This window comes from Streptomyces sp. DSM 40868 (genome assembly GCF_011820545.1).
Lineage (GTDB): Bacteria > Actinomycetota > Actinomycetes > Streptomycetales > Streptomycetaceae > Streptomyces > Streptomyces eurythermus.
In genome coordinates, this window is sequence record NZ_CP050504.1 from 6946543 (window position 1) to 6958766 (window position 12224).

Sequence of the window (12224 nt, forward strand, 5' to 3'; positions counted from 1 at the left end):
TTCGATACATCGGGCGGCGCGGCGGCCCGGCTTCTACCTCACGACAGTGTGATCAGCTGATTCCGCTTTGTCAACCCTTGAATGTCCCCGGTGGGTGCGCTACGGTCGTTCAGGACGAGAAAACCGTGTGACTGCGTGCTGCCCTGCGCGGCATGCGGGCCCGATTGAATCGCTCCGAGCCCGAAGGGAAAATCGAGTGCCCAATTCGGCAGAATCGGGATCGATGGAGTTACTCGACGTCGACGGGGCCTGGTTATACACCCCGGAAATCATGCGGGACGAACGGGGAGAATTCCTCGAATGGTTCCGGGGTCGGACATTCCAGGAGAAGATCGGCCACCCCCTCTCGCTGGCCCAGGCCAACTGCTCGGTGTCCCGCAAGGGCGTTCTGCGCGGCATCCACTTCGCCGACGCCCCGCCCGGCCAGGCCAAGTACGTCACCTGCGCCTCCGGCACCGTGCTCGACGTGGTCGTCGACGTACGCCGGGGCTCGCCCACCTTCGGCCGATGGGCCGCCGTCCGACTCGACGCGGCCCGCCACCAGGGGCTCTACCTGGCCGAAGGACTCGGCCACGCGTTCATGGCCCTCACCGACGACGCCACGGTCGTCTACCTCTGCTCACAGCCCTACGTGGCCGAGGCCGAGCGGGCCGTAGACCCTCTCGACCCGGCGATCGGCATCGAATGGCCGACGGACATCGACATCGTCCTGTCGGCGAAGGACACCCACGCACCGTCCCTGGCGCAGGCCGCGGAGACCGGCATCCTGCCGGACTACGAGGAGTGCCGCGCCTACATCGCGGAGGCGGCCGGCGTGGGACCGGCCCGGTGAAGGCCCTCGTACTGGCCGGCGGTTCCGGCACCCGGCTGCGGCCGATCACCCATACCTCCGCCAAGCAACTGGTCGCCGTCGCGAACAAACCGGTGCTCTTCTACGGACTGGAGGCCATCGCGGCCGCCGGGATCACCGACGTCGGCCTGATCGTCGGCGACACGGCCGGCGAGGTCCGCGCCGCCGTCGGCGACGGCGCCAAGTTCGGCCTCGACATCACCTACATCGAGCAGAGCCGCCCCCTGGGCCTCGCCCACGCCGTACTGATCGCCCACACCTACCTCGGCGACGACGACTTCGTCATGTACCTGGGCGACAACTTCATCGTCGGCGGCATCGACGACCTGGTCCGCACCTTCCGCGACGGCAGGCGGCCCGCCGCCCGGATCCTGCTCACCCATGTGTCCGACCCCAGCGCCTTCGGCGTCGCCGAACTCGACGACGACGGCCGCGTCGTGGGCCTGGAGGAGAAGCCCCGGCACCCGAAGAGCGACCTGGCACTGGTCGGCGTCTACTTCTTCACCCCCGCCATCCACGAGGCCGTCCGCGCCATCGAACCCTCCTGGCGCGGCGAACTGGAGATCACCCACGCCATCCAGCACCTCATCGACAACGGCGCCGACATCCAGTCCATGGTCATCGAGGGCTACTGGAAGGACACGGGCAACGTCGCCGACATGCTGGAGGTCAACCGGACCGTACTGGAGGACCTGGAGCCCCGCATCGAAGGCACGGTGGACGAGCACACCGTCGTGATCGGCAGGGTCGTGGTCGGAGAGGGCGCGCGGGTGACGAACTCGCGCATCATGGGCCCCGCCATCATCGGCGCCGGCGCGGAGATCTCCGACTCCTACATCGGCCCGTTCACCTCGGTCGGCGACAACTGCCGCATCACCGGCAGCGAGATGGAGTTCTCCATCATGCTCGCCGAGTCGGCGATCACCGGCGTGCGCCGTATCGAGGGATCACTGATCGGCAGGAACGTCCAGGTGACCCAAAGCCTGCACGCCCCCAACGCCCACCGCTTCGTCCTCGGCGACCACAGCAAGGTGGAGATCCAGTCATGAACCTCCTCGTCACCGGTGCCGCCGGATTCATCGGCTCCCGCTACGTGCACCACCTGCTGGAAGCAGCGCGGGCGGGCGGGGAGCCCGCCCCCGTGATCACGGTGCTGGACAAGCTCACCTACGCCGGCGTCCTCGGCAACGTCCCCGACGACCCCGCCGTCACCTTCGTGCGCGGTGACATCGCCGACGCACCACTGGTGGACTCCCTGATGGCCGAAGCCGACCAGGTGGTGCACTTCGCGGCCGAGACCCACGTGGACCGCTCCATCACCTCGCCCGGAACCTTCGTCCGCACCAACGTCCTCGGCACCCAGGTGCTGCTCGACGCGGCCCTGCGGCACGGCGTCGGCCCGTTCGTGCACGTGTCCACCGACGAGGTCTACGGCTCCATCGAGCACGGATCCTGGCCGGAGCACCAGCCGCTGTGCCCGAACTCGCCGTACTCCGCCTCCAAAGCCTCCTCCGACCTGCTCGCGCTGTCCTACCACCGCACCCACGGCCTGGACGTCCGCGTCACCCGCTGCTCCAACAACTACGGGCCGCACCAGTTCCCCGAGAAGATCGTCCCGCTGTTCGTCACCAACCTCCTCGACGGCCTGCGGGTCCCCCTCTACGGCGACGGCCTCAACGTCCGCGAGTGGCTGCACGTGGACGACCACTGCCTGGGCGTCGACCTGGTCCGCACCCAGGGCCGGCCCGGCGAGGTCTACCACATCGGCGGCGGCACCGAACTGACCAACCGGGACCTCACGGGCCTCCTGCTGGACGCGTTCGGCGTGGGCTGGGACGTCGTGGACCCGGTCGCGGACCGCAAGGGCCACGACCGCCGCTACGCCCTCGACTGCGCCAAGGCCGCGGACGAGCTGGGCTACCGGCCGCGCCGGGACTTCGCCGAGGGCATCGCCCGCACCATCGACTGGTACCGCGACAACCGCGCCTGGTGGGAACCCCTGAAGAAGCGGCCGGCCGGTCCCGCCGCCCCCCGAGAGGCAGCGGCCCCATGAGATGGCTGATCACCGGCGCCGCCGGAATGCTGGGCCGGGAACTCGTCCGGCGCCTCGCCGAGAACGAGGAGGACGTCGCGGCCCTCGGCCACGACCACCTCGACGTCACCCGACCCTCCGCCGTGCGGGCGGCACTCGCCGAGCACCGTCCCGGGATCGTCGTCAACTGCGCCGCCTACACGGCCGTCGACGACGCCGAGACGGACGAGGCCGCCGCTGCCCTCCTCAACGCCGAGGCGCCCCGGCTGCTGGCCGAGGCCTGCGCCCCCCACGGCGCACGCCTCGTCCACCTGTCCACCGACTACGTCTTTCCCGGCGACGCCCGCACCCCCTACGCCGAGGACCACCCCACGGCTCCCCGCAGCGCCTACGGACGCACCAAACGGGACGGCGAGCAAGCGGTGCTGACGGCACTGCCCACCGCCACCGTGCTGCGCACCGCCTGGCTGTACGGGCGCACCGGCCGCAGCTTCGTCCGCACGATGATCGAACGGGAGGCGCGCGGCGGAGCCATCGACGTCGTCGCCGACCAGCGCGGCCAGCCCACCTGGACCGGCGACCTCGCCGACCGCATCATCGCCGTCGGCCGGCACCCCGGCGTCCACGGCATCCTGCACGCCACCAACGCCGGCTCCGCCACCTGGTACGACCTGGCACAAGAGGTCTTCCGGCTCCTCGACGCCGACCCCGGGCGGGTCCGGCCCACCACCGGCGCCGCCTTCCGCAGACCCGCCCCCCGCCCCGCCTACAGCGTCCTCGGCCACGACCGCTGGCGCGGGACCGGCCTGGCACCCCTGCGTGACTGGCGCTCGGCCCTGCGCGAGGCGTTCCCCGACATCCTCGCCGCGGAACACCCACCGACCCGGCGAGGAGCAGCATGAAACGAGGCGTGCACGACCTGGCCCTCTTCGGCGGCGACGCGGCCTTCCTCCAGCCCCTCTACATGGGGCGCCCCAACACCGGTGACCGCAAACGCCTGCTGGACCGCCTGGAATGGGCCCTGGACAACCGGTGGCTGACCAACGGCGGCCCGCTCGTCCGGGAGTTCGAGCAGCGCATCGCCGACCTGGCCGGTGTACGCAACTGCGTCGCCACCTGCAACGCCACCGCGGGACTCCAACTGCTGCTGCGCGAAGCGGAGGTCACCGGCGAAGTGATCATGCCGTCGATGACCTTCGTCGCCACCGCCCACGCCGTCCGGTGGCTCGGACTGCGCCCCGTCTTCTGCGACATCGACCCGGACACCGGCTGCCTCGACCCCAAACTCGTCGAAGCCGCCGTCACCCCCCGCACCGGCGCGATCCTCGGCGTCCACCTCTGGGGCCGGCCCAGCCCGGTCGACGAACTCGCCGCCATAGCCGCCGAGCACGGACTGAAGCTCTTCTACGACGCCGCCCACGCCCTCGGATGCACCTCACGGCAGCGCCGGCTCGGCTCCTTCGGCGACGCCGAGGTCTTCAGCTTCCACGCCACCAAGGTCGTCAACTCCTTCGAGGGCGGCGGCATCGTCACCGACGACGACACCCGCGCCGAGCGCCTGCGCGCGCTGCACAACTTCGGCCTGGGCCACGACGGCGTCGGCGCCGGCATCAACGCCAAGATGAGCGAGGCGGCCGCCGCCATGGGCCTGACCTCCCTGGAGGGCTTCGCCGACGCGGTCGCGAGCAACCGCGCCAACTACGAGCTCTACCGGCAGGAACTCTCCGGCCTCCCCGGCGTCCGGCTCATCGACTACGACCCGGCGGAACGCAACAACTACCACTACGTCATCGCCCTGATCGACGCCGGCGTCACCGGACTCCACCGGGACCTCCTGCTCACCCTCCTGCGCGCGGAGAACGTCGTCGCGCAGCCCTATTTCTCCCCCGGATGCCACCAGCGCGAGCCCTACCGCACCGAGCACCCGGTCTCCCTGCCGCACACCGAACACCTCGCCGAGCAGGTCATCGCCCTGCCCACCGGTCCCGCGGTCTCCCGCGAGGACATCCGACGCGTCTGCGACATCATCCGGGTCGCCGCCGCGCACGGACCGCGGATCACCGCCCAGGCCGGCGCCTAGCGCCAGGTCGAAGCCCCGGGCGCCTCGCGGACGCACGGGGCGGACGCAGGAGGGCGCACCTCCCGGAGGGAGACCCGGCCCGATCCGAACGGAAGACAAGGAAGACAAGGAGCGCACGCGCGTGGCACTTCAGGTCGATCGCACGCCCCTGGACCCGATCGCGGTCTGCGCATGGCCCGGGGGGAACAGCGCCGCCGCCGCGGCACTGCGCCCCCTCATCGAGGAGGACGCCCCCGGCACCGGACTGGAACCCGACCGGCTCGCCGAGCACCTCATAGCCCTGGCCCGACGCTACGGCACCGAACCCTTCACGCCCCTGGAGAGTGCCCGCCGCGGACTCGGCCTGGACCGCGCCACCTTCGCCCGCGTCCTCGCCGTCTTCCACCGCACACCCGCACTGCGCACCGCGGTCGAGCGGGGGCCGGCGGGCATGTACTGGACCAACACCATCCTGCCGCTGGAACGCCGCGGCGTCCTCGACGCCGCGGTGAGGGGCGAGCCCGCCTTCCCCTACAGCGTCGGCCTCTACCCCGGTCCGAGCTGCATGTTCCGCTGCCACTTCTGCGTACGCGTCACCGGCGCCCGCTACCAGCAGTCGGCCCTGACGGACGGCAACGCGATGTTCGCGTCCCTGATCGACCGGATGCCCACCGACAACCCCCACGCCCTGTACCTCTCCGGTGGCCTGGAACCCCTGACCAACCCGGGCACCGGCGACCTCGTCCGCCGTGCCGCGGCGCGCGGTTTCAAACTCTCCCTCTACACCAACTCATTCGCCCTGACCCGGCAGACCCTCGACCGCCAGCCGGGCCTGTGGGACCTGTACGCCCTGCGGACCTCCCTGTACGGGCTCAGCGAGGACGACTACGTCGCCACGACCACGAAGAAGGGCGCCTTCCAGCGCGTCAAGGACAACCTCACCCGCTTCCAGGCCCTGCGCCGGGAACGCGAAGCGCCCGTGCGCCTGGGCCTGAACTACATCATCCTGCCGGGCCGGGCCGGGCGGTTGACCGGGCTGGCCGACTACATCGCCGACCTCAACGACGCCGCCCCCGACCGTCCCGTGGACTTCCTCACCCTCCGCGAGGACTACAGCGGACGGCCCGACGGCAAGCTCGCCCCCGAGGAACGCGTGGAACTGGAGCACGGCCTCGCCGCGTTCGAGGAACGGATCAGGACACGCGCCCCGTCCCTGCACGTCGACTACGGCTACGCCCTCCAGAGCCTGCGCCTGGGCGTCGACGCGGAACTGCCGAGGATCCGGCCGGAGACCATGCGGCCCACGGCCCACCCGCAGGTCGCCGTCCAGGTCGACCTCCTGGGCGACGTCTACCTCTACCGGGAGGCGGGCTTCCCCGGCCTCCAGGGCGCCGAGCGCTACGTCGCCGGCCGGCTGACCACCGGCACGGAACTGGAGGAGGTCGTCCGGCGGTTCGTCACCGAGGGGCGGCAAGTGGCGCCCCGGCCCGGCGAAGAGTACTTCCTCGACGGCTTCGACCAGACCGTCACGGCACGTCTCAACCAGATGGAGACCGACATCGCCGACGGCTGGGCGGAGCACCGCGGTTTCCTGCGCTGATCCGGCATTCCGCCGCGGACCGCGGCCCCCTCCTGGTAAAGTGATCGCCATGGCATTCATGGAGCTCTACCACTGATCGCGGTCCGCGTGCGGTGACTTGGACGGCCTTCGTCCGGCGCCTGCCGCATGCCCGCCCGCAACACCGGCTCCCGTAACGGGGCGAGCCGGTGGTCATCCATCAGTTTCCTTCCGCCCGGCCCGTGTCAGGCCCGTGTGCGCATACCGCCGTACGCCTGCGCCGGTCCCCCGCGGAACACCTCACCGGAGTGAGATCCATGACGAGCGAGCACCGCTCTGCCTCCGTGACACCCCGTCACATCTCCTTCTTCAACATCCCCGGCCACGGCCACGTGAACCCGTCACTCGGCATCGTCCAGGAACTGGTCGCGCGCGGCCACCGGGTCAGCTACGCCATCACCGACGAGTTCGCCGCACAGGTCAAGGCGGCCGGCGCGACGCCCGTGGTGTACGACTCCATCCTGCCGAAGGAGTCCAACCCCGAGGAGTCGTGGCCGGAGGACCAGGAGTCCGCGATGGGCCTGTTCCTCGACGAAGCCGTCCGGGTCCTGCCGCAGCTGGAGGACGCCTACGCCGACGACCGGCCGGACCTGATCGTCTACGACATCGCCTCCTGGCCCGCCCCGGTGCTCGGCCGGAAGTGGGACATCCCCTTCGTCCAGCTCTCCCCGACCTTCGTCGCCTACGAGGGCTTCGAGGAGGACGTACCCGCGGTGCAGGACCCCACGGCCGACCGCGGCGAGGAGGCCGCCGCCCCCGCGGGGACCGGGGACGCCGAGGAGGGTGCCGAGGCCGAGGACGGCCTGGTGCGCTTCTTCACCCGGCTCTCGGCCTTCCTGGAGGAGCACGGGGTGGACACCCCGGCCACCGAGTTCCTCATCGCGCCCAACCGCTGCATCGTCGCGCTGCCGCGCACCTTCCAGATCAAGGGCGACACGGTCGGCGACAACTACACCTTCGTCGGTCCCACCTACGGCGACCGGTCCCACCAGGGCACCTGGGAAGGCCCCGGGGACGGGCGTCCGGTGCTGCTGATCGCCCTGGGCTCGGCGTTCACCGACCACCTCGACTTCTACCGCACCTGCCTGTCCGCCGTCGACGGCCTGGACTGGCACGTGGTGCTCTCCGTGGGCCGCTTCGTCGACCCCGCGGACCTCGGCGAGGTCCCGCCGAACGTCGAGGTGCACCAGTGGGTGCCGCAGCTCGACATCCTGACCAAAGCCTCCGCGTTCATCACGCACGCGGGCATGGGCAGCACCATGGAGGCCCTGTCGAACGCGGTGCCCATGGTCGCGGTGCCGCAGATCGCGGAGCAGACGATGAACGCCGAGCGGATCGTCGAGCTGGGCCTCGGCCGGCACATCCCGCGGGACCAGGTCACGGCCGAGAAGCTGCGCGAGGCCGTGCTCGCCGTCGCCTCCGACCCCGGTGTCGCCGAACGGCTCGCGGCCGTCCGGCAGGAGATCCGTGAGGCGGGCGGCGCCCGGGCGGCCGCCGACATCCTGGAGGGCATCCTCGCCGAAGCAGGCTGACCGCCCCTGCCTGACGGTGCGGCGGGCCGCCCGGCCCGCCGCGTGAGAGTCGGCCCCCGTACCCGACGACGGGTACGGGGGCCGACGCGCGCGGGCCCGGACTCAGCAGGCGGCCACCGCGCCCCGTACCGCCTCGATCACCGCCTTGACGGCGTCGTCGGACAGGTGCGGGCCTATGGGCAGGCTCAGCACCTCCCGGGCGAGCCGCTCCGCCACGGGCTGTGCGCGGGCGGCCTGCCGGCTGCCGGCGTACGCCTCCGACCGGTGCACCGGCACCGGGTAGTGGATCAGCGTCTCGACGCCGGCTGCCGCCAGCCGCTCCCGCAGCGCGGACCGGTCCGCGGAACGAATCACGAACAGGTGCCACACGGGGTCCGCCCACGGCGCCGGCCTCGGCAGCACGATCCCGTCCAGGCCGGCGAGCCCGTCGAGATAGCGCGCCGCCACCGCGGCCCGGCGCTCGGTCCAGGCGTCCAGGTGGGCGAGCTTGACCCGCAGAACGGCCGCTTGCAGCTCGTCCAGCCGGGAGTTGGTGGCCCGGACCTCGTGCCGGTACTTCTCCCGCGACCCGTAGTTGCGCAGCAGCCGCACCCGCTCCGCCAGCTCCGCGTCGTCCGTCACCACGGCGCCGCCGTCACCGAAGCCGCCCAGGTTCTTGCCCGGGTAGAAGCTGAAGGCGGTGGTGGACCACGCGCCCACCCGCCGGCCGTACGCCTGCGCACCGTGCGCCTGGGCGGCGTCCTCCAGGATCCGCACGCCGTGCCGCTCGGCGACCTCGGACAACGCCGCCAGGTCCGCCGGATGCCCGTACAGGTGCACCGGGAGGATCACCCGGGTGCGGGAGGTGATCGCAGCCTCGACGCGCTCCGGGTCCAGGGTGAACGTCGCAGGCTCCGGTTCCACCGCGACGGGCTCCGCACCCGTCGCCGAGACGGCGAGCCAGGTCGCGGCGAAGGTGTGCGCCGGGACGATCACCTCGTCACCCGGCCCGATGTCCATGGCGCGCAGCGCCAGTTCCAGGGCGTCGCACCCGCTGCCCACCGCCACGCAGTGCCGGGCCCCGCAGTAGGCGGCCCACTCCGTCTCGAACGCGGCGAGTTCGGGGCCCAGGAGGTAGCGCCCGGAGTCCAGGACGCGGCCGGTCGCGGCGTCGATGTCGTGCTTGAGCTCCAGGTAGGCGGCCCGGAGGTCCAGGAACGGAACGTCCATGCGTCCTCCGTGGGAGCTGCTCACGGCGCCGTGGCGCTGAGCGGGAGACGGCCGAGGGACGGGCCCACCATGACCTGCCGTCCGGGTCCGGTCACCCAGGTGTGGGCGCCGCTGTCCCAGTTCTGGAGGGCCCTGCGCTCGACGTGCAGGGTCAGCCTCCTGCTCTCGCCCGGCCGCAGCTCGACCTTCCCGTAGGCCGCCAGGGCACGCTTGGCCTGCGCCACCCGCACGTGCGGGGACGGCCCCACGTAGACCTGCGGGACCTCCTTGCCGGTGCGCGTACCGGTGTTGCGCAGCGTGAAGCAGACGTCGAGCCCGCCGTCCGCCGTCGCCGTCACCTTCAGGTCCCGGTAGTCGAAGGAGGTGTAGGACAACCCGTGGCCGAAGGAGAACAGCGGCTGGACGCCCTGCTGTTCGTACCAGCGGTAGCCGGAGTAGATGCCCTCGGAGTAGTCCAGTTGGTCATCGACTCCCGGGTAGCGCCTGGCGTCCCCGGCGAACGGCGTCTGCCCCTCGTCGGCCGGGAAGGTCTGGGTCAGCCGGCCTCCTGGGTCGGCGTCGCCGAACAGCAGGGCGGTGGTCGCCTCGGCGCCGGCCTGGCCCGGGTACCACATGGTGAGCACCGCGGCGGTCTTCCTCAGCCAGGGCATGGTGAGGGAGGAGCCCGTGTTGAGCACCACCACGGTCCGTGGGTTGACCGCGGCCACGGCGCTGATCAGGTCGTCCTGGCGGCCGGGCAGGGACAGCGACGTGCGGTCCCCGTCCTCCGAGCCGTCGTCGTACGCGAAGACGACCGCGGTCCTCGCCGTCCGCGCGATCGACACGGCCCGGTCGATCGCCTCCTGGGCGGCCTGCGGAGTGACCCACGTCAGCTCGAAGGTCATGGGCGACTTCGCCAGGGCCGCGCCGGTGATGCGCAGCTTGTGCGTGCCGGCCGCCAGCCGCATGGGGCGGCTGCTGACGTCGCCGTAGACCAGGCCGACGCCGAACGGCTCCTGGCCGTCGAGTTCGACGTAGGCGTTGCCGCCCTGCGCGCGGGCCGCGATGCGGTAGCTGCCGGTGACCGGCACGGTGATGGTGCCGTCGTAGAGGACACCGCCCCCACCGGCGGGGAACACCTCGCCCGAGGGGCGGGGCGCGGAGAGGGCGGACTGCGGAACGGGAACCCCGACCGTCTCCTCACCGGTGCTGTAGCGCACGGTGCTGCCGGCGCCGGCCCGTTCGCGGATGGTGTCCAGAGGGGCGGACGCGGCGTCCGGCACGATGTACGAACTGCCCAGCCCGGTCACCTTCGGGACCTTGGCGGTGGGGCCGATCACGGCGATGTCCGCCGCCGTCTCCGTGGTCAGGGGAAGGGTGGCGCCCTCGTTGCGCAGCAGGACCGCGCCGTCCTCGGCGACCTGGCGCGCGACCTTCAAGCCGCCCGCGAGGTCGCGCGCCGGGCGGGCGGGCGGATCCTCGTCCAGCAGCCGGAACCGGGCCATCTGCGACACGATGCGGGTGACGGCCTCGTCGAGGGCCGACTCGGGGATGCGTCCCTCCCGGATCGCCGTCTTGAGCGGGTCGCCGAAGAACTTGCCGCCGGGTATCGGCTCGCCCGGGGCGGGTTCGTGGTCCAGCTCGATGCCGAGTTCCTGGTCGAGCCCCTTGGTGAGGGCGTCCGTGCTCTGCGTCGCCAGCCAGTCCGAGGTCACCCAGCCACGGAACTTCCACTGCTCCTTGAGGACCTTGTTCAGCAGTTCGTCACTGCCGCAGGCCGGCTGGCCGTTGACCTTGTTGTAGGCGCACATCACCGAGCCGGTTCCGGCAGCCACGGCGCTCTCGAAACCGGGCAGTTCCCGCTCGCGCAACGTCTGTTCGTCGACGTTCACGTTAACGCTGAAACGATTCTTCTCCTGGTTGTTCGCCGCGTAGTGCTTGGTGGCGGCGATCAGCCCCTGACTCTGGATGCCCTTGATCTCCGCGGCGGCCATCCGCGAGGTGACCAGGGGGTCCTCGCTGAACGTCTCGAAGTTCCGCCCGGCGTACGGCACGCGTATGGAGTTCACCATCGGCGCGAACACCACGTCCTGCCCGAAGGCGCGCCCCTCCCGGCCGATCACCGCCCCGTAGGACCGCGCCAGGCCGTCGTCGAAGGTGGAGGCCAGCGCCACGGGAGCGGGCAGCGCGAGGGACGGCCGGTGGATCGTGATTCCGGCGGGACCGTCGGTGGCCCGCATCTCGGGTATGCCGAGGCGGGGAACGCCCGGCAGGTACACCTTTGCCGACTCATCGCTCGTGTGATAGCTCCAGTGCACGAACGACAGCTTTTCTTCCAGGGTCATCCGAGCCGTCAGAAGACGAGCCGTTTCCCACGGATCGCCCGATTCGGCGACGGACGGAACAGAGGGGAGCAGGGCGAGACCGAGGGCCAGGCCGAGAGTACCCGCGAGGGTCCGTGGCGGGACCGGACTCCTGCGCTGCGCACGGCCGCCGAGACGTAACCGAAGTGATCTCAAAAGGCTTCCAAATCCTCCGCGCCCTCGTGCTGCGAGGCGCATGAAATGGGCGGTTGTCGCGACCACAGTGCACCGTCACCGAAGCCGGAGCAATGCCCGTGAATAAGGTCGCGCCCTTCCGTGGATGATCTCCGCACGAGATCATGCCCAGCTCAAGTGATGGTCATGCACGTACCAAGAAGGGGCTTGCCTGGGGGGCGTGAGCTGATCTAGCGTTGCCGCACGACGACGAGTCGTGAGCGAGGCGAACGCTCTGCCGCTCAGGGGGTGAACAGACGGCAGCCCGGACGTTCGACGAGGGTCAAGCGGAACGCAGGCGACAGGACGCGGCCACCCTCCGAGGCACCCGTGCCGACCATCCTCGCAGGTCCTTCGCCATGCCCGTCGCAACTCTCCGATCGCTGCCGCCGATGGCGACAGCCCGGC

At 71.2% G+C, this 12224-nt stretch carries 9 protein-coding genes; 7 read left to right on the forward strand and 2 right to left on the reverse strand.

Translation table 11 applies throughout. The features are described from left to right. Positions 1 to 223: 223 nt before the first annotated feature. The 7 genes from rfbC (at position 224) to HB370_RS31595 (ending at position 8091) form a co-directional block, all read left to right on the forward strand. A complete protein-coding gene (rfbC, locus tag HB370_RS31565; RefSeq protein WP_030778136.1) occupies positions 224 to 832 on the forward strand; it encodes a dTDP-4-dehydrorhamnose 3,5-epimerase in 609 nt (202 codons plus the stop codon). Further along, positions 829 to 1899 carry a glucose-1-phosphate thymidylyltransferase gene (locus HB370_RS31570; RefSeq protein WP_030778138.1) on the forward strand — a complete coding sequence of 357 codons (1071 nt, stop codon included), beginning with the start codon at positions 829 to 831 and terminating at the stop codon, positions 1897 to 1899. The genes rfbC and HB370_RS31570 overlap by 4 nt, the downstream gene beginning before the upstream one ends. Further along, a complete protein-coding gene (gene rfbB, locus HB370_RS31575; protein WP_051815411.1) occupies positions 1896 to 2903 on the forward strand; it encodes a dTDP-glucose 4,6-dehydratase in 1008 nt (335 codons plus the stop codon). The genes HB370_RS31570 and rfbB overlap by 4 nt, the downstream gene beginning before the upstream one ends. After that, on the forward strand, positions 2900 to 3784 hold the full coding sequence (gene rfbD, locus HB370_RS31580; RefSeq protein WP_037700671.1) for a dTDP-4-dehydrorhamnose reductase: 885 nt from the start codon (positions 2900 to 2902) through the stop codon (positions 3782 to 3784). Before rfbB ends, rfbD begins: the two co-directional genes overlap by 4 nt. Beyond that, complete coding sequence (locus HB370_RS31585) at positions 3781 to 4962, forward strand: dTDP-4-dehydro-6-deoxyglucose aminotransferase (protein WP_030778143.1); 1182 nt, start codon at positions 3781 to 3783, stop codon at positions 4960 to 4962. Before rfbD ends, HB370_RS31585 begins: the two co-directional genes overlap by 4 nt. A gap of 121 nt (positions 4963 to 5083) precedes the next feature. Next, complete coding sequence (gene desII, locus HB370_RS31590; protein WP_030778146.1) at positions 5084 to 6541, forward strand: dTDP-4-amino-4,6-dideoxy-D-glucose ammonia-lyase; 1458 nt, start codon at positions 5084 to 5086, stop codon at positions 6539 to 6541. Positions 6542 to 6816: 275 nt separating this feature from the next. Beyond that, a complete protein-coding gene (locus HB370_RS31595; RefSeq protein ID WP_030778152.1) occupies positions 6817 to 8091 on the forward strand; it encodes an OleI family self-immunity macrolide glycosyltransferase in 1275 nt (424 codons plus the stop codon). Positions 8092 to 8193: 102 nt separating this feature from the next. On the opposite strand, the gene HB370_RS31600 is transcribed toward HB370_RS31595, so the two are convergent. Together HB370_RS31600 and HB370_RS31605 are read right to left on the reverse strand one after the other, a co-directional pair. Beyond that, positions 8194 to 9300, reverse strand: a complete 1107-nt coding sequence (locus tag HB370_RS31600) for a DegT/DnrJ/EryC1/StrS family aminotransferase (protein WP_030778154.1) — start codon at positions 9298 to 9300, stop codon at positions 8194 to 8196. A 20-nt stretch (positions 9301 to 9320) separates the two neighbouring features. Then, entirely contained in the window at positions 9321 to 11624 is a 2304-nt protein-coding gene (locus HB370_RS31605; RefSeq protein ID WP_208974462.1) for a beta-glucosidase, read from the reverse strand. Positions 11625 to 12224: the final 600 nt, after the last annotated feature.